General features: G+C 40.3%; 22 protein-coding genes. 18 read left to right on the top strand and 4 right to left on the bottom strand.

Annotation, left to right across the window (positions count from 1 at the left end):
• The first annotated feature begins 178 nt into the window (after window positions 1-178).
• From AC3A54_RS11405 to AC3A54_RS11425, 5 genes are all read left to right on the top strand, one after another.
• Complete coding sequence (locus tag AC3A54_RS11405) at window positions 179-1318, top strand: 1-propanol dehydrogenase PduQ (protein WP_487654549.1); 1140 nt, start codon at window positions 179-181, stop codon at window positions 1316-1318.
• Between the two features lie 191 nt (window positions 1319-1509).
• Complete coding sequence (locus tag AC3A54_RS11410) at window positions 1510-3252, top strand: L,D-transpeptidase family protein (protein WP_487654550.1); 1743 nt, start codon at window positions 1510-1512, stop codon at window positions 3250-3252.
• A 122-nt stretch (window positions 3253-3374) separates the two neighbouring features.
• Window positions 3375-3824, top strand: coding sequence for a DUF3052 domain-containing protein (locus AC3A54_RS11415; protein WP_487654551.1), 450 nt, complete (start codon window positions 3375-3377; stop codon window positions 3822-3824).
• A 426-nt stretch (window positions 3825-4250) separates the two neighbouring features.
• Entirely contained in the window at window positions 4251-5423 is a 1173-nt protein-coding gene (locus AC3A54_RS11420; protein ID WP_487654552.1) for an Alp7A family actin-like protein, read from the top strand.
• 12 nt (window positions 5424-5435) lie between these two features.
• Window positions 5436-6053: a hypothetical protein gene (locus tag AC3A54_RS11425; RefSeq protein ID WP_487654553.1), complete on the top strand. Its 618-nt coding sequence runs from the start codon at window positions 5436-5438 to the stop codon at window positions 6051-6053.
• 55 nt (window positions 6054-6108) lie between these two features.
• Here the strand turns inward: AC3A54_RS11425 and AC3A54_RS11430 are convergent, their stop codons facing one another.
• Entirely contained in the window at window positions 6109-6234 is a 126-nt protein-coding gene (locus tag AC3A54_RS11430; protein ID WP_308081715.1) for a DUF4023 domain-containing protein, read from the bottom strand.
• Between the two features lie 264 nt (window positions 6235-6498).
• Here AC3A54_RS11430 and AC3A54_RS11435 point away from each other — a divergent pair, with 264 nt between their 5' ends.
• Complete coding sequence (locus tag AC3A54_RS11435) at window positions 6499-7452, top strand: phosphotransferase (protein ID WP_487654554.1); 954 nt, start codon at window positions 6499-6501, stop codon at window positions 7450-7452.
• A gap of 36 nt (window positions 7453-7488) precedes the next feature.
• Here the strand turns inward: AC3A54_RS11435 and pepT are convergent, their stop codons facing one another.
• Window positions 7489-8724, bottom strand: coding sequence for a peptidase T (gene pepT, locus AC3A54_RS11440; protein ID WP_487654555.1), 1236 nt, complete (start codon window positions 8722-8724; stop codon window positions 7489-7491).
• Between the two features lie 282 nt (window positions 8725-9006).
• Window positions 9007-9987, bottom strand: a complete 981-nt coding sequence (locus AC3A54_RS11445) for a nuclease-related domain-containing protein (protein ID WP_487654556.1) — start codon at window positions 9985-9987, stop codon at window positions 9007-9009.
• A gap of 195 nt (window positions 9988-10182) precedes the next feature.
• On the opposite strand from AC3A54_RS11445, the gene AC3A54_RS11450 reads away from it, so the two are divergent.
• The 7 genes from AC3A54_RS11450 (at window position 10183) to AC3A54_RS11480 (ending at window position 17478) form a co-directional block, all read left to right on the top strand.
• Window positions 10183-10806: a TetR/AcrR family transcriptional regulator gene (locus AC3A54_RS11450; RefSeq protein ID WP_335544217.1), complete on the top strand. Its 624-nt coding sequence runs from the start codon at window positions 10183-10185 to the stop codon at window positions 10804-10806.
• A gap of 12 nt (window positions 10807-10818) precedes the next feature.
• Complete coding sequence (locus AC3A54_RS11455) at window positions 10819-11703, top strand: ABC transporter ATP-binding protein (protein WP_487654557.1); 885 nt, start codon at window positions 10819-10821, stop codon at window positions 11701-11703.
• Between the two features lie 6 nt (window positions 11704-11709).
• Window positions 11710-12507, top strand: coding sequence for an ABC transporter permease subunit (locus AC3A54_RS11460; RefSeq protein ID WP_487654558.1), 798 nt, complete (start codon window positions 11710-11712; stop codon window positions 12505-12507).
• A 21-nt stretch (window positions 12508-12528) separates the two neighbouring features.
• On the top strand, window positions 12529-13326 hold the full coding sequence (locus AC3A54_RS11465) for a DUF2705 family protein (protein WP_487654559.1): 798 nt from the start codon (window positions 12529-12531) through the stop codon (window positions 13324-13326).
• Between the two features lie 76 nt (window positions 13327-13402).
• Window positions 13403-13750 (top strand): ASCH domain-containing protein, encoded by a 348-nt coding sequence (locus AC3A54_RS11470; protein WP_487654560.1) that lies wholly within the window; start codon window positions 13403-13405, stop codon window positions 13748-13750.
• A 136-nt stretch (window positions 13751-13886) separates the two neighbouring features.
• Entirely contained in the window at window positions 13887-15614 is a 1728-nt protein-coding gene (locus AC3A54_RS11475; RefSeq protein ID WP_487654561.1) for an ABC transporter ATP-binding protein, read from the top strand.
• A 1-nt stretch (window position 15615) separates the two neighbouring features.
• Entirely contained in the window at window positions 15616-17478 is a 1863-nt protein-coding gene (locus tag AC3A54_RS11480) for an ABC transporter ATP-binding protein (RefSeq protein ID WP_487654562.1), read from the top strand.
• 50 nt (window positions 17479-17528) lie between these two features.
• On the opposite strand, the gene AC3A54_RS11485 is transcribed toward AC3A54_RS11480, so the two are convergent.
• The gene (locus tag AC3A54_RS11485; RefSeq protein ID WP_487654563.1) at window positions 17529-19292 is read right to left on the bottom strand and encodes a metallophosphoesterase; all 1764 of its coding nucleotides are present in this window, start codon (window positions 19290-19292) and stop codon (window positions 17529-17531) included.
• Window positions 19293-19534: 242 nt separating this feature from the next.
• Here AC3A54_RS11485 and AC3A54_RS11490 point away from each other — a divergent pair, with 242 nt between their 5' ends.
• The 5 genes from AC3A54_RS11490 to AC3A54_RS11510 all read left to right on the top strand — a co-directional run bounded on the left by AC3A54_RS11490 (window position 19535) and on the right by AC3A54_RS11510 (window position 25881).
• Window positions 19535-20221 carry a hypothetical protein gene (locus AC3A54_RS11490; RefSeq protein ID WP_487654564.1) on the top strand — a complete coding sequence of 229 codons (687 nt, stop codon included), beginning with the start codon at window positions 19535-19537 and terminating at the stop codon, window positions 20219-20221.
• Window positions 20222-20363: 142 nt separating this feature from the next.
• The gene (locus AC3A54_RS11495; RefSeq protein ID WP_487654565.1) at window positions 20364-22010 is read left to right on the top strand and encodes an N-acetylmuramoyl-L-alanine amidase family protein; all 1647 of its coding nucleotides are present in this window, start codon (window positions 20364-20366) and stop codon (window positions 22008-22010) included.
• Window positions 22011-22206: 196 nt separating this feature from the next.
• The gene (locus AC3A54_RS11500) at window positions 22207-23412 is read left to right on the top strand and encodes an MFS transporter (RefSeq protein ID WP_487654566.1); all 1206 of its coding nucleotides are present in this window, start codon (window positions 22207-22209) and stop codon (window positions 23410-23412) included.
• 318 nt (window positions 23413-23730) lie between these two features.
• Window positions 23731-24903 (top strand): ABC transporter substrate-binding protein, encoded by a 1173-nt coding sequence (locus tag AC3A54_RS11505; protein ID WP_309857352.1) that lies wholly within the window; start codon window positions 23731-23733, stop codon window positions 24901-24903.
• A gap of 96 nt (window positions 24904-24999) precedes the next feature.
• A complete protein-coding gene (locus AC3A54_RS11510) occupies window positions 25000-25881 on the top strand; it encodes a branched-chain amino acid ABC transporter permease (RefSeq protein ID WP_308081730.1) in 882 nt (293 codons plus the stop codon).
• The last annotated feature ends 9 nt before the right edge of the window (window positions 25882-25890 follow it).

Genomic DNA, 25890 nt, shown 5'->3' on the forward strand with positions numbered 1-25890 from the left:
ATAATTGTATGTTTAAGAATAACTAACAATGGTTGGATTTTCAAGCTTCCCATTGGTGCCTGACACCCTCTTATACACGAAAATGTCATTTGAATCAGGTCTGGCCTCATAGTATAGTTAAATTAGTAGATTAATAGTAAGTGGTACCCTATTTGACTATATGCCAAGGAGAATTTGAATGGAAGAGATTTCTTTTCGAACAAAGATTTTTATTGGGGAACATGCGTTAGATCGCCTCAACCAAATAACAGCGGAACGAATATTTATTGTTACCGACCCTTTTATTGAAAAGTCTGGAATGACAGCAGAAGTGACCAATCGACTTCAGTCTAAAGATAATGAGTATCAAATTTTCAGTGATATCGTACCGGATCCTCCAATTGAAACAGTTGCAGCAGGAGTAAAAGTGATTCAGGAGTTCAATCCTAGTGTTTTGATAGCTATTGGCGGAGGCTCAGCTATTGATGCAGCCAAGGCGATGAAGGACTTTGCAATTAGATTATCACCGCAGCAAAAGGATATGAAATTCATTGCCATTCCGACAACAAGCGGCACAGGAACAGAAGTGACGTCCTTCTCGGTTATTACGGATGAAGTAAATCATGTGAAGCATCCACTCGTTTCTGATGCTTTATTACCAGATGAGGCGATTTTAGATACCCATCTTGTTAAGTCTGTACCTCCAACGGTTACAGCCGATACAGGAATGGATGTATTAACCCATGCCATTGAGGCATATGTATCAACGAAGGCAAATGATTTTTCTGATGCTTTTGCCGAAAAGGCTGTCCAGCTAATTTTGGATTATTTACCGCGCTGCTATAAGGACGGTAATGATTTAGAGGCACGTGAAAAAGTCCATCACGCTTCGTGTTTAGCAGGATTAGCTTTTAATATGGTTGGATTAGGAATCAATCATAGTATTGCCCATGTGTGTGGTGCACAATTTCATATTCCACATGGAAGAATGAATGCGCTTTTACTCACACCTGTTATTGAATATAATGCTGGGCTGCAGGGGTTAACTCACCAATCTTTTAGTGCGGCAGCAAAAAAATATGCTCAGCTTGCGAGAGTATCTGGTCTGCCAGCGGCAAACGTTCGAGTCGGTATTAATAGCCTGATTCAGCATATTAACCAATTAAAAAGAGAGCTTCAAATGCCAACAAGCCTGCGGGCATGCGGTCTGAAAAAAGAACAAGTGATGTCAGCATTGGCTGCTATCAGTGAAGCAGCCTTGAAGGATGGTTGTACGGCAACCAACCCACGAATTCCAACAAACAAAGAAATCGAAACCATCGTTGAAAAGCTATTCTAATTTAAAGTGGTTAATCCTAATGGATTAACCTTTTTTTATTGAAAAAATAGACATGTCGAATGATTCAAAGACTATTTTACTATTTTATTAAAAAAATACTAAAAAACTACGAATTATCCTCCAAATTCTGACAAAAAAATAAGTTCTAAAATGTTAACTTATTAGTAATTACCATTAGTGAGGAGATAGATATGAAAAAATTATCAGTCATTTTTGTACTCTTATTTAGTATCTTTTTCTTTAACCTGCCGCATTCAGAGGCAGCAAGTTCGCAATTACTTATTATCAATAAGCAAACGAACACCCTAGCATTTTATGATAGTGGGAAACTAGTAAAAACATTCAGGGTAGCTACAGGGAGGTCAAGAGATTTAACTCCTGAAGGTAAATTTAGGATTGTAACAAAGATTAAAAATCGTCCCTATTACACCGGAGGAATTCCTGGAGGAGACCCACGGAATCCACTTGGGGATCGATGGATGGGGTTAGAAGCAAGAGGTACATATGGAACAACGTATGGTATCCACGGTAACAACAATGAAAACTCTATTGGAAAATATGTAAGCTCCGGTTGTGTCCGAATGCATAATGAAGAAGTCCGTTGGCTGTATGACAAAGTTCAACTATATACAACGGTCATTATCACTTATTCCAGCAGCAGTTTTGATTCCATTGCGAAAGCTAATGGTTACTCTGTAAGTACAAATGGCTGGGTGTTGAATGGCGGTAAATGGTATTACTATGTGAATGGAGCAGCTAAAACCGGCTGGATGCTAAAAGGCAGCACATGGTACTACTTTGACGGATCTGGTGTCATGAAGACCGGTTGGGTATCTTATAATGGAAAGTGGTTCTATTTAGATAAAAATGGAGCGATGAAAACAGGCTGGTTGTCTTATGGTGGCAAGTGGTACTATCTAGATTCATCAGGTGCGATGAAAACCGACTGGCTTGGGTATAAAGGTCAGTGGTACTACCTAGAATCATCAGGAACAATGAAAGTCGGTTGGTTAAAAGATGGTGATGTTTGGTACTACTTACAAAATAGTGGTGTGATGAAAACCGGCTGGATGCTTGATAAAGGTAAATGGTACTACTTTGCGTCAAGCGGAATAATGAAAACAGGCTGGTTAGAATTATCAGGTGCAAAATACTTCCTAAACAGTAATGGCGCAATGATTACAGGTTGGAAGGAAATTGAAGGCAAATGGTACTATTTCAACAGCAATGGCTTAATGGCTGCAAATACGGCAATTAACGGCTATAAACTAGGTGCTGATGGAGCATGGATTCAAGTTGAGTATGTAGCGTTAGGGGATTCCTTAGCGGCTGGTATGACTCCATTAGGTGAAGACCGACATGGGGATAATGGTGAAGACCTAGATCTAGGTTATCCGAATTATATTGCAAAGAACTTTGCTAAGTCTTATCAATTACTTGATTTCGTTAATTTGGGTGTTTCCGGTTATACAACAGACAATGTTATCACGGATTTAGCGAAACCAGAGGTTCAAAAAGAAATTAAAGAAGCCACACATCTAACAATTGATATTGGGGCAAATGACCTGCTTCCAGTTATTCAAAAGAATCCTGCTGATGCACCAGCAGTGATTGGAACAATAGCAGCAAAATTAAATGGAATTTTAACCACCATCGACGGTTTAAATCCAAATGTAAAAGTATATGTGATGGGCTACTATAACCCATTCCCATATCTTCCGGAAGCACAACAGGCACAATTGCTTCCAATTTTAACCGGATTTAATGGGCAAATTCAAGCGGCGGCGGTCCAACATGGTGATACTTTTGTTCCAACGGCTCAAGTCATCAATACCGCTAATTTCGCAGAATACCTGCCAAACCCACAGAATATTCACCTAAGTGTAACAGGCTATCAAGTGGTAGCAGGGGAATTCTGGAAGGTCATGCAGTGATCAGAAACTAGCTTAAAGGCAAAGGCACCTTTTAATGAAGGTGCCTTTATTTTATGATCAATCAAAGCATTCCTAATGCTAAAATTAATAAAGGAAAACGCAATGGAAGGGAATGAAACGACGTGTCGGTTATTAAAAAGCTGCAGTTTAAAGACCAGGGACAAGCTGTGTTAGTGATCAATGCACCAAAGGCTTACGAAGAAGTAATGGCGATGTTCGAAGGTGAAGTACGTAATAAGGCTATAATTCCTGAGGGTTATGACTTTGTTGAAGTTTTTGGGACGAGTAATGAAGAGCTCCAAGCCTTCGCTAAGAGTGCTGAAGGCAGTATGAAGGATGATGGTTTGTTTTGGCTCTGTTATCCGAAGAAATCTTCTAAGACCTATAAGGGTTCGGATTGCAGCCGTGAAACAGTCATGAATTTGCTTGCTGAGGAAGGCTACGAACCTGTAAGACAAATTGCCATTGATGAGGACTGGTCCGCGCTAAGATTTCGTAAGCCCGAGAAAATTAAATCTATGAAGCGAAGCTTTGCAGTTACTGAAGAAGGAAAAAAACGTACAGAACAATAAAGGCCCCCAATACGATGACCTAAAGCAAACCATGCTTTAGGTTTTTATTTTCTTCGACAAAGTAATATTGGTCATCCTCCCCCATTTACATTTACGATTTGAGGTTGAGTTTATGTAACATTTGTAATAAATCAGCACTGTTTACTTATTTGTATACACGTGTACTTTTTGTAAACAAAATGTTTACAAGTACGTTTACATGTTTACGAATCTGTTTACTTCCCTTTAAACCAATATGTATACAATTTTGTCTATCAAGTATACAAAAAAGTATACATGTCTACCAAAGTTTACATATTGTTTACTTCTTTACACTTATATTTCTTTTCTGCCTGTGTCATTGAACAATCTATTAATCTCCTTTAGCCTTATAGAAAGTAACTAGATTTTGAGAATAAATCTATTAAATGAAAAGGAATGATGTGTATGACTAAGTCCAGAATCGCAGCAGTAGATGTGGGAAATGACTCCATTAAGGCCCTTTTCGGCGAGCTAGAGTATGAATTAAATATTCCAAACATTATCGCTAGAGACACAGAGGATCGCCCTGTCATTGGGATAGAAGAACTCGATAATAAAAACCCTTTAGACGGCATTCATATTAAGGTACACTCCCCTGCCCTAAAGGAGAACAATGCCATTTACCGTATCGGTCACCTTGCCACGAAAAGTAATAACGCCACTGAATTAGACCCTGGCAGCAGTAAATCTGAAGAAGATCAAACACTTGTCATGTTGTTTGCTACTTTGGCATTAGATGCAGTGCAGGAGAATCGCCCTTTTTCAAAAACAAAGAATGTCATTGATGCAAACTATACATTAGGAACCGGCCTCCCCCTTCGCGAAGTAAAGGAAGGGAAAGATGCGGGGTATCGCTCCAAATTAATTGGTTCCGTTCATCAGGTTGAGTTTCTTGTGACACCAAAATACCAAGGACTAAAGGTGAATATAAAATTTGATGAGGTAAAGGTTTATCCAGAAGGATTTGCCGCCTATATTAACCTAGTAATGGATAATGGCGGGAAAATTATTAATAAAGACTTACTCGATAAACGGATTTTAATCCAAGATATCGGAGGCTTATCCACTGATATCGCCGTAATCAAAAATAGAAATGTAGATGATGATAAAGCCCAGGGCTTTAACCTAGGAGTGTCTGAATCACTAGAAGCAATTCGTGAAGAGATTCGAACGAAGCATGGCGTTGAGCTCGACAGCCGCCGCGATGTCGTGGAAATTATCACGAAGAAAAATGACCGCAACCATATTATGGTGAAAGGAAGCCGGACGAGTGTTCATGACATTACAGACCGGATTTTGCTTGACTTAGCCAAAAAACAATACCGTTTATTACGGAATGTATGGCAACGAAATTCCCAAACGGAAATCTGTTATTTCGTTGGCGGCGGGGCCAATGTGTTAAAAGACTATCTTAAGACATTAAATAACAATTTGGATGGGTACAACATCGATTTCTTTGAGGATGAAAAAGAAAGCATTTGGATGATGGCCAATGCGTATTACAAACTTATTATAGATTTTGTAAGAAAATCCGAGAAACAAAAAGCAGCCACAGATAAAGCACCAGTAAAAAGTTAATAAGGTGATGCTATGAAAAAAGCTGCCGCAAATGAAATAAAGAGAGGCCAAGCGATTTCCTTTCGCGTTCCCTCTGATACCCCGGAACATATTGTTAAGCATTTGCAAAAATTAAAAGAAACCGAGCGAAGGAATTTTTCTAGTAAAATTGCTGAATTCGTAATGCAGGGTGTGAGCCACTCTTATTCCAGAGAAAAAGAAACCATAACCATCCCCCTTCCCCATAAATTAACGAAAGCTCAAAGGGACTGGTTAAAGCACGAGCACTCGGAGGCATTGCTGGGAAGTATACTTTTTCAGCTCATTTCGGACCCTGTACGGGCGACGTCGTTACTTGCCTCTTTAAATAGCCAATCACTGGACATTGAGGAAGCTCTATATCTTCAGGAAAAAATATTTCCCGAGAAACCACCAATTTCTACGTTTGAGGTTGGTGGTTTTGAAGAAACGGCGGCGGCTGTAGAAGAAGCACCCCCACCCATCGATTTGAGTGATATGGATGATGATCTCAGCGAGTTTGATTGGGATAGCGCTAAAAAAGTGGAAAATCCGGTTATAGAAGATGAGAAGGATAAAGAAGATGATGTCGAAGACCTGCTTGGCGGGTTTTTGGCGAATATGAATAAATGATGGAGTCAAGCGGCCAGACCTTTCACAGAGGGTCTGGCCGTTTGCGTTTATTGGATTAGTGCTGTTTATTTGGCAGTCGTTGGCTTTGATGTGCCCTGCTTTGACGTTCCTTATTTTTCTCATCTTTTTGCTGTTTTTCATGTAAATCTTCAACGAATTCATGCGTACTCTTGTTATCCATCTGCAACATCCTCCTTTTGTAAACTGAACCATTGTTAGTGTGACCAGATGCGGAAGAAATATGTAATCATCTACACTCACCCTAGTTTTAGAAAAATGTTGGATTGAAATGGAGTCTGGGTTCATATGAATAAATAATAGGGATTTCCTACTGACAAGCAAATTTACTTGCCATGAGTGTTGAATAAACATTATATTCATAGTGGAAACATTCGCCAAAAATAAATCTATGAAACTATTAATAGAGGAACAGGGTGGTGGGTTGATGGAGCTGCCTGCTAATATTGTCCGCGCCGACGGCACGTTAAATGATGAATTAATCTTGAAAAAAGAACAACTCTATAAAGGGATGAATGGAAGGTTTGTAGAAAGATTTTATTTGTCTCCAATGGAGAGCTATATTTTTAAACCGTTGACGAATAATGGTCAATTAGGGCAGGAGGTGTGGGTACATGAGAATGTCCTCCCCCAATTCCCTGCTATTTTCCCGAAAATTATTTCACATACGATCAGCGAGCAACCAGAGTTAAATTGGATGATTCTTGAGGACCTTGGCGCACTCACCCACACCTTTAATGAGGAAAGTGTGTTAGGTGTGATAAAGTGGGTGGCCTGGTGGCACTCACTATCGATTGAAAAGCTCACTCATGTTCCGACAGCAGGACTGAAGCCTCTTTTGGAAGACATCGTAACAGATGTGCTTCATATGAAGATTGAGTTCATGCAGCAATTAGCAGGCTTACAATTAGACAGTGGGCTGATCGAACAAGTGTACACCACACTCGAGACATTCGAGTTTTCTAAGAGGTTGGTATTATCCCATGGTGATTTGCATGTAGGGAACTTTGCTGTTGTCGGTCAGCGATTGATGATCCTGGATTGGGAGCACACACACTTAAATACACCTCACTGGGATTTGTACCATGTCATTGATATGTCTCACCCTCTTTTTCCGAAAAGGATTACGCCACAGTTTCGAGAGCAAATCCTGAAAGCATATTTGGCCCAAGTCGAATTTGAAATAGAGGAAGAGCAGTTTTTAAAGGAATATCATTTATTCTCTGCTGTATTTTCTGTTTGGATGCTTCTTCTTATTCAAAAAGATTTGAATGCCGAGGATGCCAAGTGGCCAAGAGAACAATTGGAGCGGCAATTAACAGAGACCATTTTGAGTCTAGAGCAGTGTGTTGCCGCTCTTTTCATATGCAAAAAAAGCTAACCCGTTTGTTGTGAATGGGTTAGCTTTCTTTTTGTTTTATGCTTTTTGTTCAGTTAGCTTGATGATCTCAATGACTGTTTGGGTAGCCTTAATCATGTTATCGACGGAAATGAACTCAAATTTGCCGTGGAAGTTTTCGCCACCGGTAAAAATATTCGGTGTTGGCAGCCCCATATAGGAAAGTTGTGAGCCGTCCGTACCGCCCCGAATTGGTTTGGTGATTGGCTCGATGCCTAAGCTCACCATCGCTTCGTGGGCAATGTCAACGATTTCGATGACTGGTTCAATTTTTTCCTTCATGTTGTAATATTGATCATTCAGGTCGAGGGTGATGGTGTCCTCGCCATATTTCTCTTTCAGCTCATTCACAATGCCTTCGAGGGTGGCCTTTCTAGCTTGGAAGGTTTCGCGATCATGGTCACGGATAATGTAGTTCAGCTTCGTTAGCTCAACATCGCCGTTAAATGAAATCAGATGATAGAAGCCTTCATATCCTTCTGTATGCTCTGGCGCCTCCCCTGCCGGTAGCTTACTATGTAATTCCATGGCAATTTTCATGGAGTTGACCATTTTGTTTTTAGCTGATCCGGGATGAATGTTGTTGCCCTTGATGGTAATCTTTGCTCCGGCTGCATTAAAGCTTTCGTACTCTAACTCTCCTAGCGGACCGCCGTCAACGGTGTAGGCATGCTTCGCATTGAACGCCGCAACGTCAAACTTATGTGGCCCCCTGCCAATTTCCTCGTCCGGTGTGAACGCAACGCGGACTGCACCGTGCTTGATTTCCGGATGGTTGATAAGGTACGCCATAGCTGTCATGATTTCGGTGATGCCTGCTTTGTTGTCGGCACCAAGAAGGGTTGTGCCATCTGTGGTGATTAATGTATGTCCTTTATAGGTAGGCAGGCTTGGGAAATCTTTTGGTGACATGACTACATTTAGTGCTTGGTTTAAGATAATTTCACCGCCATCGTAGTTTTCGACGATTTGTGGGTTGACGTTTGTTCCAGTGAAATCGGTGGCTGTATCAACGTGTGCAAGGAAGCCAATGGTAGGTACTGCTGGTTTCTCGGTGTTGGCCGGTAAGGTTGCCATCACGTAGGCGTTCTCGTCGATTGTTACGTCCTGCATGCCGATGGATTTTAATTCGTTGACGAGCATGCGGGCTAATGTCCACTGCCCCTCTGTCGATGGACAGGTTTCGCTGCTCTCATCAGATTGCGTATCGATTTTTACATAGGAAGTAAATCTTTCAATAAGCTCATTTTTCAATTCACTGCACTCCCCTTTTTAAGTATGATTCAAGGATATCATACCACTTTCTGGGAGGGGTTACATCAAATTGTGTGTGTGTGAATGGGCTGGATTTTGGGGTGAGGCGATATGAGTTACTGTCGGATAAGTTCCCATTACTGTCGTATGCGATTGGATAACTGTCGCATAAGAACCGTTTACTGTCGGATAAGGAGAAATAACTGTCGTAGGCCGATTTAACTGTCGTATGAGCCCAGATTACTGTCGGATAAAGATAAAAAACTGTCGTATGAGCCCAAGTTACTGTCGGATAATAATATTCCCTTTCTTACTTACGTCACTAAGTTTGATCTCATATGTCCTATTCCGAAAAGTTCCTGTGCTCGGCCAATCCATGCTTGTTAAAATCCGCTTTGCAAGCTGCATATCATCTATCCCCAAAAACTCCCTGCACTCCCGATTCGTGATTGTCCTTTTAAAAATCAAAAACCACTCCCTTAGATTTCGCTCGTGGGCCAGGTGGTCGGTTGCCTCACAAATAGGGCAGAACCACGTTCGAGGCAGCTTCACCATCCCTATCCTGCCGCACCTCCCACATCTTACGCCTGGTTTAAAATCCTTAAATGGAATCTTATATGCTTCAGAAATAGGCTTGGGGACAAATGGTTGATGACTATGGAGAAGTTCAGCAGAAAGCCAGTGGAATGTGTCATGATCTAACCTTTTTCCTTGCTGTGGAAGACTTCGAATATATGGTGGAATCAAGCTGGGGAATAACAGTTTTGTTTTCACTGGAGGAACAGCGACGATTTGTTTGGGGTACGCGAGGACGACCGCTCCGTAAATGGGAAGACGGATGTTTCGACACCGCAGCCACGTCGTCAATAAATCATGATTACGTTCCAACTGGACGACTGGGCTCTCGAACCCATCCTTATGCCCATCTTCCTTGGTCCGAATCAACTGTGGCGGATTATCCTTAAATTCCAGCACCCCGCCAATATTTTTCACCTCTAAAAGCACACCGAACCAAGGTGTCAAAGTAACAGTGTCCATTTGGAAATTCTCATTGGATGAGGGGGATAAATCGTGGAATAAGTGGTTGGTGAATGAAAATCTATGCCGGCGAAAAATCTCAGCAACCCGTTCCTCCCCGCCAATTCCTGCCTCTACAGAAGACTGTTTAGCTGCCAAAACTGGGAGCAACGGATGGCCAGCAGATAAACGGCTCTGAGCGGCAACTAGCCCTTCTAGTGTTAAAGAGTGATCTCTATTCTTCATACAAATAACACGTCACCTCCGAAAAATAAACCTTACATTATGCATCGTATCACTTTCGAACACCCCATACTATGACCAGCACAATAAATACAAATTTTTGTAAAAAATAAGGTTGAACACCATTGACCACTCCAGTCAACGGGAGTAGAATATAATTGACTCTAGTGGTCAACGGTTTACAAGGAGGACTCAAGTATGTATTCCAAATTTCTCAATCTCGATTCAGATAAACAAAACCGAATTATTAATGCCGCAATCAAAGAATTTGCTGAAAAGGGATATAGCAACGCCTCGACCAATGAAATCGTGAAGGAAGCAGGCATTTCAAAAGGGTTGCTGTTTCATTATTTTCAGAACAAAAAGCAGCTATTTTTCTTTTTATTCGATTCTTGCGTGGAACTCATCACGGATGACTTTTACAAAAAAATCGATTTATCGGAAACAGACTTCTTTCAGAGAATCCGTCAGTCCGTTTTAATCAAAATGGAACTCCTGGCCCAATACCCTGACCTCTTTAAGTTTGTCGAAAAAGCCTATATGGATGATGCTGCTGACATACAAGCAGAGATGCAGAAGAAAATCAGAGAACTAAATCACATCAATATCGGAAAAATTTACGAAGGCATTGACGTTTCCAAGTTTAGAGACGATATCGATATTCAAAAAATCTTTAAGATTATCACCTGGACCTTTGAGAAATTAAGTGACGAGGAGCTTTACAAAGCAAAGTTGTTACCTAATTATGAAATCGATTATCAAAAAGTTCAAAAGGAAGCAGAAGATTATTTTGAAATACTCATTAAGTGCTTTTATAAATAGGGGGTTGTGACGATGAATGTGATTGAAATTAATAATCTGACAAAGATGTATGGCAAATCACGAGGCATCACCGATATTAGCTTTCATGTGGAGGAAGGCGAAATCTTTGGCTTCATTGGGCCTAACGGTGCAGGAAAATCAACCACCATCCGAACACTGCTGTCGCTGATTTATCCAACCAGCGGCAGTGCGACCATCTTTGGGAAGGATTGCGTTAAGTTTGCCCCGGAAATAAAACGGGAAATTGGCTACCTTCCATCAGAGGTTTTTTACTATGACAATATGAAAGTAAAGGATCTATTAAACTATTCAGCTAGTTTTTATAAAAAGGATTGCAGTAAGAGAATCAAAGAATTAGCGGAAATCATGAACTTGGATCTGAATAAAAAAATCGATGACCTTTCTTTAGGGAACAAAAAGAAGGTAGGAATTGTCCAAGGGCTGCTCCATGAGCCAAAGCTCATCATCTTAGACGAACCGACGAGTGGTCTGGATCCGCTTATGCAGCAAAAATTCTTTGAATTGCTGGAGGAAGAAAATAAAAAAGGCGCGACGATTCTTTTTTCATCACATATCCTTAGTGAAGTTCAGAGACTATGTAATCGAGTTGCTATCATAAAAGAAGGGAAAATCGTAACCGTCGAAAAGATTAGTACCTTAAAGGAAAATACCTACAAAAAGTTCAAAGTTGAAACAAAAGTCCAACAGGACCCTGAGTATTTCAATATCAGCGGTGTCAATAATTTAACCGTAAAGGACCACGTGACGAGTTTTATTTTTAAAGGAAATATTAATACCATCATGAAAAAGATAGCGGATATTGAGATTACGAATCTTTGGATCGAAGAGCCAGACCTTGAGGAGATCTTTTTGCATTACTACGAAAAGGAGGCGTAAGGAACGATGAATATCTTTTTCCATGAATTAAAAGCCTATCGGAAGTCGACGATTATTTGGACGGTATCGTTAATACTGGTTACACTAATGTTCATGTCCATGTTCCCTGCGTTTGCGCGTGATGCAGAGGAGTTCAAAAAGCTTTTGGAAGGTTATCCTGAAGGGTTAAGGAAAGCAATCGGGTTGAATCTGGAAAATTTATTTTCCATTCTCGGATTCTATTGTTATGCTTTATCGTTTATCACCCTTTGCGGTGCCATTCAGGCAATGAATCTCGGAACGTCCATTGTCAGCAAGGAGGTACGTGAGAAAACGGCTGATTTTTTATTAACGAAGCCAGTTACAAGGACAACGATTGTAACCTCTAAGCTGTTGGCTGCCTTCTCGTCCCTCGTCATAACAAATATCGTTTATATTGCGGCGGCGGCAATCATTGCATCGCAGGTGAAGACGGAGGATTTCAGCTTAAAACTACTAATCTTGCTGTCACTTACTGTCTTTTTTATTCAACTGATCTTCTTGGCATTAGGAATCATTCTTTCGGTTGTAGTCCCTAAAATTAAATCCGTGTTGACGGTATCTCTTAGTACCGTGTTTGCCTTCTATTTTTTAGGCATGCTTAGTGCGACTTCAGGAGAGGAAGGAAAACGATACATTTCTCCCTTTAAATATTTTGATACGGCCTATATCTTAAAACATTCAGCATATGAAACATCGTTTATGTTCACAGGATTGATGGTGATTGTGGTCGCCATCGGAGCGAGTTATGTTGTTTATACCAAAAAGGATATCCATGCTGTTTAAGGTAAATGGAGGGGTTAATTCATGAATATTTATCGAAAAGAATTGAAATCTCACCGAAAATCGCTCATCTTTTGGTGCATTGGAGTCATCCTCATGGTGGCATCGGGTATGAATAAATACTCTAGTTTGTATTCGTCAGGGCAATCGATGAATGACTTGATCGCCGATATGCCTAAGTCAATGCAAGCCATCATGGGGGTCGGTGCTTTTGATTTATCCAAGGCGAGCGGGTATTATGGCATGCTGTTTTTATATTTGGTTTTGATGTCTTCCATCCATGCCACAATGCTGGGAGCTGGCATTATTGCAAAAGAGGAAAGGGATAAAACGTCGGAGTTTTTATTCGTCAAACCCGTATCGAGGGAAAAGATTATTACGGCCAAGCTTTTGGCTGCCTTCACGAATATCGCCATTTTTAATCTCGTTACGTTTGCATCATCGGTCGTCATTGTCGGGAAAGTCAGCGACGGTGAAAAGATAAACGGGGATATCGCGATAACCATGCTGGGCATGTTTATTTTGCAACTGTTGTATATGGTCATTGGCAGTGCCATTTCTGCCTTTAAAAAGCGGCCGAAAACAGCAGCATCCTTGGCTACAGCCATTCTTTTGCTTACATTTGTCCTCTCGGTTGTGATTGACTTAAATGAGGATCTGGACGCTCTTAAATACCTGACCCCTTTCAAATATTTTGAAGCAAAACATATGATGGTTGGTGATGGGCTGGAGGCTGTATTTGTTGTTTTATCACTCCTTATCACTGCGGTCCTTACGTATGGTACCTTTGCTTTTTATAAAAAAAGAGATTTAAACGGGTAAAACTCCCACCTTCCTTTTATTCATTTAACAATAGTGTTAATATAAGAAAATGAATTGGTAAAAGGAGGATAAATAGATGACACAGAATGATAATCAAACATTACCGCCAAAGAGTTGTTCCGTTGAGCGTTTAGTGACAATGGAAGAAGACGTGAAAAAGGTCTTAGCTGGTGAAAAGACAGCGACTCGCAGAAATGGAAGATATGCTGATCCAGGTGAAATTATGACCCTTGAAGGCCGTCAATTCGTGGTTGATAAGGTTTACTCACAAAGCTTAGGCGAACTAACAGACAATGATGCTCGCCGCGAGGGCTTCAACAATGTGGAAGAATACAAACAAAGCATCCTAAGCATCCACCCAGGAATGCCATGGCTGCCGCAAATGCGCGTATGGGTCCACGAATTCAGCCCAGTTCAAGAATAAAATGATTAAACGAGAGACTGACATTCCAGTCTCTTTTTTTTATCCCAATATTTCTAGAGTCTAATTATTTGTTTATTAAAGGAGTTCGAAATTATAATAGCTTTATTAAAGTTGGCTGACGGGTTGGGGTGGAATCATGAAGTTTCTTTCAAAATACATAAAAAAGTACTGGAAAACCTTTTGTTTAGCTGTCTTATTTCTCACTTTTGAGGCGGTTAGTGACTTGCTGCAGCCCACGATTATGGCAAAGATCATTGATGAAGGAGTAGCGAATAGGGACATTCATTATGTATTAAAAATGGGCGGACTGATGCTCCTGATCACTGCCTTTGGTGCAGTAAGTGCATCAACAAGGAGTATCTTAGCGAGCATTGTTTCACAAAGCTTTGGAACAGAATTAAGGTCCGATTTATTTAAAAAAATCCAATCCCTTTCGTTTAAAAACCTCGATAAATTTGACCGCGCGTCCTTAATTACTCGTCTGACAAACGATGTGACACAAGTGCAGGTATTCGTTAATGGTTTGATGCGGATTTTTGTAAAAGCCCCGCTTTTAGCGATTGGCGGCTTAATAATGGCGACGCGGTTGAATTTGCATTTATCCGTTGTGTTAGCTGTGGTAGTGCCTATTGTAGCTCTATTAATTATTTTTAACTTAAAATTAGGATTCCCCCTATTTTCCAAGGTACAAACGGCATTGGATCGGGTGAATTCTGTAATGAGGGAGTATCTATCAGGGGTTCGTGTGGTAAAGGCCTTTAATCGTTTTGATGTAGAAATTAGTAAATTCAGCAAGGCGAATGATCATTTTAAGGATCAATCTGTCACAGCTAGCCGCCTTATGGCCACCTTTAGCCCGGCGATCATGCTGACAGTCAATCTGGGCATTGTTGTCGTCCTTTGGATCGGTGGGTTAGGCGTGGATTCCGGAGAAATTCAGGTTGGCCATATTATTGCTTTTACCAACTATATGACCCAAATCTTATTTTCTTTGATGATGATTTCCATGGTATTCAATATGTTTGTCAGGGCAAAGGCCTCAGCAGGGAGAATCGACGAAGTATTTTTACTAGAAGATTCCTTTACCTGGAATCAGGAGGACCTTCATAGTCAAACGGAAAAAGGAAGAATTGATTTTGAAGATGTTACCTTTGTATACGAAGGAACAACAGGTGAACCCATTCTAAAACATATTAATCTCACCATCCATCCTGGAGAAACGGTTGGAATCATTGGTTCAACTGGTTCAGGGAAAAGTACCTTGGTTGGACTCATTCCCCGCTTTTACGATGTCACCAGTGGAACAATAAAAGTAGATGGTGAAAACATTCAACGTGTAAATCCCAAGAAGCTAAGGGAGAAAATTGCCATTGTTCCGCAGAAAAACATCTTATTCTCGGGAAGTGTGGCGGAAAATCTCCGCTGGGGAAAAGAGGATGCAACCGAGGAAGAAATGGTAGCCGCAGCATCAATGGCTGGAGCGCACGACTTTATCAATGCTTCACCTGAAGGGTATCACACAAGAATTGGCCAAGGCGGGGTTAATTTTTCCGGCGGACAGAAACAGCGGATTTCGATTGCCAGAGCGTTAATAAAAAGACCGGAGATTTTAATCCTTGATGATAGTACAAGTGCCGTGGATGTAGCAACGGAGGCGAAAATCAAAGCAGCCTTAAAAAAGTATGCTAAAGGGCTTACCTGTTTACTAATTGCCCAGCGGATTACCTCTATCATGGATGCCGATAAAATTGTTGTTCTTGATCACGGAGAATTAGTTGGGGTTGGCACCCATCAGGAGCTAATTGAGACGTGTAAAGTGTATCAGGAAATCTACCAATCTCAAATCGGCAAGGAGGGGTTGTAAGATGTCACAAGGAAATGCACAGACTGGGAACACCACCCCTACCCCGCCGCCAATTAGACCTGGTGGTGTTGGCGCGGGCCACCGCCGTGGTCCCGTGGTGAAACCTAAAAATTTTAAAGGGACATTAAAGCGACTTTGGCATTACTTTGGAAATGAAAAGAAGATGCTGACCCTTATTTTTACTTTTATTTTAATTGACTCTGTTCTGATGCTACTTGCTCCGTTCCTTATTGGAAAATCGGTAGATGCTATGACCCTAAAATCCGGGAAAGTGGATTTTAATCTGTTAGAAGTAATGATTATCGTCCTCACCTGTGCGTATGTGGCGGATGCCATTCTTACTTTTTTACAAGGATGGCTGATGGCTGGCGTGGCTCAACGAGTGGTGAAACGATTGCGAGAGGCTTTGTTTCAAAAGTTGCAAAAGCTCCCCGTTTCTTTTTTTGATTCAAGGACACATGGAGAACTCATGAGCAGACTTTCCAATGACATCGATAATGTGAGCAATACGATTTCCCAATCGACCACACAGCTCATGTCGGGACTGATGATTATTAGCGGTTCTCTAATCATGATGTTAATTTTAAGTCCATTGTTAACGGTAGCTAGTTTATTAACGGTACCGCTTGTTTTTTTACTAACAAGGACGATTGCCAAACGAACAAGCGTGTTATTTAAGAATCAACAAATCCAGTTAGGCACATTAAATGGACACATTGAGGAGACTATTTCTGGAATTGAAGTAGTCAAAGCCTTTAATCATGAGGAGAAGGTTATTGAAGAGTTTGATGTGGTCAATGAAAAGCTCCGTGCGGTTGGCTTAAAGGCACAAATCTGGTCGGGCTTCCTGATGCCGATCATGAATGTCATCAACAACCTTGGTTTTGCCATTGTAGCTGTTATTGGCGGCGTCCTAGCAGTTAAAAGCTTAATTACAGTTGGAGCGATTGCCAGCTTTATTACCTATTCCCGACAATTTGTTAGACCGCTAAATGATTTGGCTAACATCTTTAATATTTTGCAATCTGGTGTGGCTGGGGCGGAACGGGTATTTGAAGTCATGGATGAGCAGGAAGAGACTGCGGACCTTCCATCGGCTGTCATATTGGAAAATCCAAAAGGTCATGTCGTATTTGAAAATGTCAGCTTTGGTTACAGGTCTGATGTGCCAATTTTAAAAAATGTTAGTTTTGAAGCCAATATTGGCAGCAGTACTGCCTTAGTTGGGCCAACAGGAGCTGGGAAAACAACGATTGTGAATCTGCTGACCCGATTTTATGATGTGACGGACGGGAGAATTCTCCTTGATGGCCGGGATATTCGTGAATATACAAGAGATAGTCTGAGGAAATGCTTTGGATTTGTGCTTCAGGATACGTATTTGTTTTCAGGTACGATCAAAGACAACATTAAATATGGGAAGCCGGATGCTACCGATGAAGAAATAGAGCAAGCGGCAAAAATGGCTAATGCAGATGGATTTATTAAGCGGCTGCCACAGCAGTATGAGACGGCTCTATCAGAAAATGGAGGAAATTTAAGTCAGGGGCAACGGCAGTTATTAGCAATTGCGAGGGTGATTTTAGCCAAACCGTCCTTACTAATCTTAGATGAAGCCACAAGCAGTATTGATACGAGAACAGAACTTCATATACAAGCAGCCTTGCTCTCTTTGATGGAAAACCGAACCAGCTTTATTATTGCCCACCGCTTAAATACCATTCGTGATGCCGATACCATCATGGTCATTGATCAAGGAAAGATTATTGAAAAAGGCAGCCATGATGAACTAATGACAGCGCAAGGACGATACCACCAAATGTTTTATAATCAGTTTAAAAATGTAGAAAATGCCATGGACTAAAACAAGAAGCCTCCGCTAGTATTTCACTACGGAGGCTTTTTACGTTAGTATTAGTGTTTCCATACTCCATTTGAAGCAAAGTAGTACCATTTTCCAGCAATCAAATACGAGTTGGTCGTCATGGTGCCATCTGTCTTAAGGTAATACCACTGACTTCCCAGTGCAAGCCATCCTGTTTTCATCGCTCCGGTACTCTCAAGGTAATACCACTTGTTCCCACTGAAGAGCCAACCTGTTTTCATGAATCCGTTCGGATCCAAGAAGTACCATTTGTTTCCACTGAAGAGCCAACCTGTCTTCATGGCCCCGCTTGGTTCTAAATAATACCACTGATTAGATTCCTTTACCCACCCCGTTTTCATCAAACCTGATGAGTCGAAGTCATACCATCGGCCATTAATGAATACCCAACCAGTTTTCATGGCACCGGTTGAATCCAAGTAATACCAATGATTTTGATCAAACAGCCAGCCAGTTTTCATTTTCCCCTCACTTGTATAGTAATACCAAGTATGATCCTTTTGGTACCAACCCAGTAGCGGCTTGGTTGTAAAAGTGATTTTTATAGGGGTATCACTTAGGTTATCATAGGCGTCCATGGCGTACACTTCGTACATATGAGTAGAATCGGGAGCTAAATTGTTGAGTGTAACAGATACTTTTTCGTCTGGCTTCCAGAAGGATGAATAAACGGTGCGAACCACTTCTCCTCCCTCTTTAATGATGTAGCGGTCGACGACAGTGTCATCCTGCCCTTGATTCCATGAAAGAGTACAACTCGTCGTTTCAAGGTCTGAAACAGCTAGATTTGAATTCCCTGTAAAAGATGGTGTCGTTGTATCCTTAGCAGCTTCCTTATAAGGAATGGGAATGGTAGCTGTCCGAATCAAGGTATCGTTGCTGAATTCTAGGCCCTTTAGTTCCACTCGGTTATTATAAACATTTACCAAAAACCCTTGAGAAAAGTCGGGTACCCGGCCGCCCTCATACCAGGTGTATTCTACGGAACTAGTATTAACCATGGTAAACCCGTCTTGGTAAATACTTTTTGGGTGATTTATTAGATAATGAGAATGACCTGAGAACAAAATGGCTTGAGGATACTTTTTCAAAATAACCAACAATCTTTCGCTGTCAAACCCAGCATTCCAGTTAATACTTCCATACACGGTGTTGGTAATAGGCTGATGTAAAAAGACAAATATAGGTTTGTTGTTGGTTGCGTTGATTGCTAAGGTTTGTTCTAGCCACTCATATTGTTGGTCTGAAATATATGCCCAATCATGTGTACCAGGATTACTACTACTATAAGGAAGTAGAGTTCTAGGAGAAAGTTCCCCGCCTAAGGAAATAAAATGATAACCTTTAATCCACTTATCGTAATAAATGCTAGTAGGTGAATCGCTATTATAGTTCATGAACCTGGACTGTAACATTTCGTCAGTCACAGTGGAATTTCTATCTAGGTAAGATTCAAAGTATTCGTGATTTCCTATGGAGAGCAACTGCTCAGCCGAAGGGTTTTTATAGGTTTCTAGGAGATGATTAAAGAGTTGATAATCGGCTTCTGACCCACTATCAGTCATATCCCCAACAATGGCAATGGCATCATAATCAGGAGCTACCCCCTGCAAGGAGGTTAATGCCTGTTTAAAATGGTTGTTCGGATTTTTGCTAATAACATGTATATCACTCATAACGGCCATCTGAAGGTTAGGTTGTTCTATAGCTTTTGCACGGATACTTGGTGAACCAAGGGAGATTAGAACAGCAGTAATGAGTGCTCCAAATAGAAGGTATGTTTCTCTTTTCATAATCATCCTCTTTTCAACTTTTGAAAATAAATAGTTTTATAGAATTAGGAAGTAGTAAAGGCCCCTATACAACTAGTACTTTAATATTTAGATAAAAATGCCTATAAGTCAATGAAAAACAGTGAAGATTAGGGTGAAAATTGTCGTAAATTTTTCCAGTTAGTAAAAAATTTGTCGTTTAAATACCAAATTATGATAATGTAGATAAGGATAATTTAATGAAAAACAAAGGTGGAACGATTGTGAAAAAGTGGAGGATTTTTTTAAGTATCTTTGTTTTAGTGTTAGCCGCAGGAGGCGGTGCCCTTTATTATTTTCTTAATGTAAAGGAATATAAAACAGCTGATACAAAAGTAGAAGAAATTGTGAAAAGTGATTACCAGATCCAATTACCTGATGAAAATAGCACGGAAGACTCGACTCAAAGTGAAGATAATACAAGCCAAAGTGCGAATCAAAGTGCGAATCAAACTGGTGAAAATGCTGGTTCAGCAACAGCGGTAGCTAATAAGACGAGTGTTGTAGCTACTAGCAGTAAGCCGGCCTCAGTCGTTGTTGTAAAACCAAAAAAATTAACAGAAGCTGACATCCTGGCAAAGTATCAACCGGTGTTTGAGAACCTTGAAGGTCAGGCTGATGGAAAGCTGAATAATCTCCTCTCCTATGCATTCAGTGAATATCAATCAAAGAAGGCAAACGGAGAAGATATTTCTTACTTCTACTTTTATTCAAAATATACGGGCGCAGCAAAGAATCTAGAAGCTACTACTGATAATTCATTTTACTATATTTATAATGCACTTGTAAAAGAATTGGAAAATTCAGGATATAGCACGAAGGTAGCTGAGCCGATAAAAAGCCATTATGTGAGTGTGAAGAATCAAAGAAGAAGTACACTAATGAATCAAGCAATGGCACATATTCATTAATATAATTTTTAAAATAGGATAAAATGTCTAAATTTATTGTCATAGATGGTATTTTTATGTAAAATAATAGTATTATTTCTTTAGTGCGCTAGCAAGCTAGTGAATTTTTGAAAAAATACATAGATTCGTCAGGAGGATTACAGTGAAAAAAGTTCTAGCCATTACAAGTCTTCTTTTCTTGTTATTGGTAGCAGTGCTTCCGCAGAATGCAGTTCAAGCTGCTTCTACGTATAGTGCAACCGTTACTATTAGTGGAAAAGAATACAAGGTTAATAGTGTTAATAACGCTCTTGTTGTTAATATTGATGACCTTAAAACTCAGAATAATTTAAGTGAAACAGACAAGGTGGAGAAAATCTCCATTGAAACGCCAAATGGGGCAAAGTCAATCTCAGGGATAGGTGCGAGTGCATTAGATTTACCAGATGAAGCTATTCCAGTTGTTAATAATAAGGTTGAATTAGTCGTGGCAGACCTGTTAGGTGAGTTAGATTCACAGCAGGATGGCGTGGCTCTTAGTACAATTCGTGAGTTCTTGTATCCAGTAAACAACAAAGTTACGGGTCAAGCAGTAGTTGACTTTGGTACTAATAAGGAAAATATAACTTTAGTGTTTAGTGCAACTAAATTATTAAATGTTTCAAAAGGTACACCTGTTAATGTTGATAGCCTCTCATTAACTGCAAACGGTAAAGAACTAACAGCAAGAAAAACTGGCACGAACAAATTCGATGTTAATTTAGCTGGATATGAGCTTGAAGATTTATTTGAGTCAATTAAATTAACTTCTAAAACGGCAACAACTGTATCTATTTTTTCAAGAGATTCTGCATTCTATTCTGATTTAACAGATGTTAAGTTTGCGGATCACGTGGCGACATTAGACAGCGCGAAAGTGTCAAACTGGGCAGAGAACCTAGGCGTTACTGTACCAAGTGAGGCTGTTCTTCCAGTTTTTGTATTCAATGCGCTTCTTACAGGTTCAGGTATAACAACATTGAATGGTGTGGTTGCGGATGATAACGGAAATCAATCTCCGTTCTCAGTGACTATTTCTCAAAATGGCTGGGTACAAATGGATGGTCTTTGGTATTACATTAAAGACGGCAAAAAGGTAACTGGTTGGAACATAATTGGTGGTACTTGGTACTTCTTTAGCAAGCAGTCAGGTGCAATGCAAACTGATTGGCTAAGCGATGGCGGCAAGTGGTACTTCCTTAATAAAGAAACAGGCGCAATGCAAACTGGTTGGTTAAACGATGGCGGTAAGTGGTACTTCCTTGACAAATCAGGTGCAATGCAAACAGACTGGGTATACGTTGGAGGAAAATGGTATTTCCTTGACAAAAAGTCAGGTGCAATGGTAACTGGTCTATTAAAAGAAGGTAAGTCGAACTATATTCTTTCCACTAGCGGTGCTTGGCTAACTGGTAACGGTTGGGTGAAAGATGGAAACGATTGGTACTACCTAACTAAAAATTCAGCTAATCTTGGTTGGGTTAAATATGGTAAAAAATGGTACTATCTATATCCAACTACTGGAAAGATGGTAACAGGCTGGGCAAAAGTTAATGGTGTTTGGTACTTTATGTCTCAAAACGGCGCTATGTTAACAGGCTGGGTGAAAGACAATAATCATTGGTACTATTTAAAGGCAAATGGTGCAATGGCAACTGGTTGGGTAAAGGTTTCTAATAAATGGTATTACCTATACAGCAACGGTATCATGGCAGCAGATACAACAATTGGCGGATATAAGCTAGGTAAAGACGGAGCTTGGATCCACTAATTTATTTTAGTAAGAGAGAGTGCTTTTTGCATTCTCTCTTATTTTTTTGTAGAGAATTGTTACCTGTTGTATTTTTTTGGTGACAAGTGTAAAGACACTTGTTAAAATACAGTTGATTACTAGATTACATTGTATACCTAAAGAAGTAGAATTTGGGTAATAATGTAAGTGTAGGCATTAACATAGGGGGAACAATATGAAAAACAAAAAAGAAATATCAGAAAGAAGGCTGCTCGGAATCGCCGGGATGGGCTGGATGTTTGATGCAATGGATGTTGGAATGCTCTCCTTCATTATTGCTGCCTTAAAGGTGGAATGGGAGTTAACGCCTGAACAAATGGGCTGGATTGGCAGTATCAACTCGATTGGTATGGCTGTTGGGGCACTCATTTTTGGCTTAATGGCTGACCGAATTGGAAGGAAAAGTGTTTTTATCATTACCTTATTGTTATTTTCAGTTGGTAGTGGAGCATCCGCATTTGCTTCCACATTAGCTGTCTTTTTAGTGTTTAGGTTTATTATTGGTGCGGGTTTAGGCGGAGAGCTACCTGTAGCCTCTACCCTCGTATCAGAAAGTGTCGCAGTTGAAAAGCGCGGCAGAATAGTTGTGCTGTTGGAAAGCTTCTGGGCAGCCGGTTGGTTGATTGCAGCCATCATATCGTATTTCGTGATTCCAAAGTTTGGCTGGCAGGTAGCTTTATTTATCAGTGCCCTTCCTGCTTTCTATGCACTTTATTTGCGAATGGGTCTCCCTGATTCACCTCGCTTTGAGGCGATTAAGAAAAAAGAAAAAATCTCAGCATGGGAAAGCTTCGCAAAGCTTTGGTCTAAAGAACATAGCCGTCAAACGGCCATGTTATGGATTGTTTGGTTTTGTGTAGTCTTCTCTTACTATGGAATGTTTCTATGGCTGCCAAGTGTTATGGTCATGAAAGGATTTAGCTTAATCAAAAGCTTTGAATATGTGCTGATTATGACAATTGCCCAATTACCAGGTTATTTTACAGCAGCTTGGTTTATTGAAAAATTCGGCCGTAAGTTTGTATTGGTTGTTTATTTAATTGGAACGGCCATTAGTGCGTACTTCTTTGGAACAGCCGAGTCGACGGCACTGTTAATGACAGCAGGCATTCTGTTATCCTTCTTTAACCTCGGGGCTTGGGGTGGTCTGTACGCGTATTCTCCTGAACAATACCCAACGGTTATTCGTGGGACAGGAACAGGAATGGCAGCTTCCTTTGGACGAATTGGCGGCGTTTTAGGACCATTGTTAGTAGGAAATCTTGTTGCACAAAAAGTAGCGATTTCCACGATCTTTACAATCTTCTGTATTTCAATCCTTATTGGTGCATTGGCCGTTTTCGTTTTGGGAAAGGAAACCAAAAAGAAAGAATTAGTATAATAATTAGAAGAAGGAGATTCCCTTACAGGAATCTCTTTTTCACATTAGCAGAGGAAAGAATCATATTTAGACAAAATAATTCATTTGCCGTGTTACTTTCAACTTAAAAGTAATTTTCTATTCACTTTACCGAAGTAAAGCCTTTTAGGGCTGGAAAAGATTAGTTTTCTTTATTTTCAAAATTATTTTAAAATAATGGACTTTCCTACTAGACGAACCTCCGAATATTTTGTACAATGTTTTCAGAATATTATCTTTATTGCAAACAGTAGAGCAACTATCTTGGGAAAATTTTTTAAAAAAACAGGGGGTAAAGCCATGAGAAAGAAAAAATTAGCTGGTGTTTTTATGTCATTTATGGTAGCAGCAGGCGTAATGGCAGGATGTAACTCGACTACTAGTGGTGATGGTGGAGGAGATACAATTAAAATTGGAGCCAACCTTGAGCTCTCAGGCGGAGTAGCTTCTTACGGTCAATCAGAAAAAGAAGGTATCGATCTTGCAATTGAAGAAATCAATAAAAAAGGCATTGATGGTAAGAAACTAAAACTTGTTACATTTGACAATAAATCAGAGGCATCAGAAGCAACAAGTGGTGCACTTAAATTAGCCACACAAGACAAGGTTGCAGCAATCATCGGTGCGGCAACAAGTACAAATACGCTTGCACAGGTACAAATTGCGCAGGATAATAAGATTCCATTAATTACTCCAACAGGTACAAACCCTACTATTACAAATAAAGATGGAAAAGTAAGTGACTTTGTTTTCCGTACATGCTTTATCGACCCATTCCAAGGTACAGTTGCAGCGAACTTTGCAGCAAAAGAATTAAAGGTAAAGAATGCGGCGATCCTTATTGACAGCTCAAGTGACTATGCAAAGGGACTTGCAGATGCGTTCAAGAAGGCATTTAAGGCAAACGGTGGGAAAATTGTAAAAGAGGAAGCATACGTGGCAAAGGATACAGATTTTCATGCTACTTTAACAAATATCAAAGCGGCGAATCCAGAATATGTATTCATTCCTGGATACTATGAAGAAGTGGGCCTAATCATTAAGCAAGCTCGTGAAATTGGTCTAAATGTACCACTTATGGGTGGCGACGGTTGGGATTCTCCTACTCTAGTAAAAATTGCTGGCGGCGCGGATCCATTAAAGAATACGTTTATTACAAACCACTATTCATCAGGTGATAGTGACAAGAAAGTACAAGACTTTGTTTCAGCATTCAAAGCGAAATATGATGGTAAATCACCGGATGCTTTCAATGCTTTAGGTTATGATACTGTGTACTTTATTGCTGATGCGATTAAGCGTGCAGGAAGCAGTGATTCTAAGAAAATTCAGAAGGCACTTGCAGAAACTGATGGACTTGAGCTTGTATCAGGAAAGATGAAGCTTGATAAAAATCACGATCCAATCAAAGCAGCCGTTATCCTTGAGTACGTAAACGGTGAACAACAATTCAAAGTGAAGGTAAATCCTTAATCCAATTTTATAATGGGCAAATGAATAGGGAGAATGGATGTCTCCCTATTCCCATTTTAAGAGCAAGTTGAAGTCCTTTTAAGGGAGTGTTTGGACATGGAACAATTTATACAACAATTAGTCAACGGAATATCCCTGGGGAGCATTTATGCATTAATCGCCCTTGGATACACAATGGTATACGGTATCGTCAAACTGATTAACTTTGCCCATGGGGACGTATTCATGGTCGGTGCATTTATAGGCTTTTATTCTATTACTATTTTAGATTTAGGATTTTTTCCTGCCTTAGTTATCTCCATGGTAGCATGTGCGATTTTTGGGGTGTTGATTGAACGGATTGCGTACAAACCTTTAAGAAACGCGACAAGGATTGCGGCCTTGATTACCGCCATTGGTGTGTCCTTGTTTATCGAATATGGAACGATTTATGCGCGTGGTGCACAGCCAGAAGCATATCCAAGTAATTTGGTCCCAATCAAGAGCTTAGATGTGTTTGGTGTAAAAATTAGTGGACAATCCATCCTTATTTTAGGAACATCCATCGTCTTAATGATTCTTCTGCAATTCATTGTTCATAAAACGAAAATTGGAAAAGCAATGCGTGCTGTTTCTCATGATATGGATGCAGCAAGATTGATGGGGATTAACGTCAATAACACCATTTCTGCTACCTTCGCTATCGGTTCTGCTCTAGCAGGTGCAGCTGGGGTTATTTTTGGAATGTACTATACAAAGATTGAACCGCTGATGGGGATTATTCCAGGACTGAAAGCCTTCGTTGCTGCTGTTTTAGGCGGAATCGGAATTATTCCTGGAGCGATGGCAGGCGGGTTAGTTTTAGGTACAATTGAAGCGTTTGTTAGTGCGGCAGGCTATTCTTTATGGCGTGATGGAGTTGCATTCATTGTCCTAATCTTAATTTTAATCTTCAAACCAGCAGGCTTATTTGGTAAAAATGTCAGGGAAAAGGTATAGGGGGAGGCT

It is taken from the genome of Neobacillus sp. Soil_C_43 (assembly GCF_057656715.1).

Excerpts from the sequence above, each read along its gene's own strand:
- AC3A54_RS11410 (WP_487654550.1), top strand. The coding sequence starts at position 1,510 with ATGAAAAAATTATCAGTCATTTTTGTACTCTTATTTAGTATCTTTTTC.
- AC3A54_RS11485 (WP_487654563.1), bottom strand. The coding sequence starts at position 19,292 with ATGAAAAGAGAAACATACCTTCTATTTGGAGCACTCATTACTGCTGTT.
- AC3A54_RS11480 (WP_487654562.1), top strand. The coding sequence starts at position 15,616 with ATGTCACAAGGAAATGCACAGACTGGGAACACCACCCCTACCCCGCCG.
- AC3A54_RS11500 (WP_487654566.1), top strand. The coding sequence starts at position 22,207 with ATGAAAAACAAAAAAGAAATATCAGAAAGAAGGCTGCTCGGAATCGCC.
- AC3A54_RS11460 (WP_487654558.1), top strand. The coding sequence starts at position 11,710 with ATGAATATCTTTTTCCATGAATTAAAAGCCTATCGGAAGTCGACGATT.
- AC3A54_RS11450 (WP_335544217.1), top strand. The coding sequence starts at position 10,183 with ATGTATTCCAAATTTCTCAATCTCGATTCAGATAAACAAAACCGAATT.
- AC3A54_RS11430 (WP_308081715.1), bottom strand. The coding sequence starts at position 6,234 with ATGGATAACAAGAGTACGCATGAATTCGTTGAAGATTTACATGAAAAA.
- AC3A54_RS11470 (WP_487654560.1), top strand. The coding sequence starts at position 13,403 with ATGACACAGAATGATAATCAAACATTACCGCCAAAGAGTTGTTCCGTT.
- AC3A54_RS11420 (WP_487654552.1), top strand. The coding sequence starts at position 4,251 with ATGACTAAGTCCAGAATCGCAGCAGTAGATGTGGGAAATGACTCCATT.
- AC3A54_RS11445 (WP_487654556.1), bottom strand. The coding sequence starts at position 9,987 with ATGAAGAATAGAGATCACTCTTTAACACTAGAAGGGCTAGTTGCCGCT.
- AC3A54_RS11425 (WP_487654553.1), top strand. The coding sequence starts at position 5,436 with ATGAAAAAAGCTGCCGCAAATGAAATAAAGAGAGGCCAAGCGATTTCC.
- AC3A54_RS11475 (WP_487654561.1), top strand. The coding sequence starts at position 13,887 with ATGAAGTTTCTTTCAAAATACATAAAAAAGTACTGGAAAACCTTTTGT.
- AC3A54_RS11455 (WP_487654557.1), top strand. The coding sequence starts at position 10,819 with ATGAATGTGATTGAAATTAATAATCTGACAAAGATGTATGGCAAATCA.
- AC3A54_RS11510 (WP_308081730.1), top strand. The coding sequence starts at position 25,000 with ATGGAACAATTTATACAACAATTAGTCAACGGAATATCCCTGGGGAGC.
- AC3A54_RS11505 (WP_309857352.1), top strand. The coding sequence starts at position 23,731 with ATGAGAAAGAAAAAATTAGCTGGTGTTTTTATGTCATTTATGGTAGCA.
- AC3A54_RS11465 (WP_487654559.1), top strand. The coding sequence starts at position 12,529 with ATGAATATTTATCGAAAAGAATTGAAATCTCACCGAAAATCGCTCATC.
- AC3A54_RS11435 (WP_487654554.1), top strand. The coding sequence starts at position 6,499 with ATGGAGCTGCCTGCTAATATTGTCCGCGCCGACGGCACGTTAAATGAT.
- AC3A54_RS11405 (WP_487654549.1), top strand. The coding sequence starts at position 179 with ATGGAAGAGATTTCTTTTCGAACAAAGATTTTTATTGGGGAACATGCG.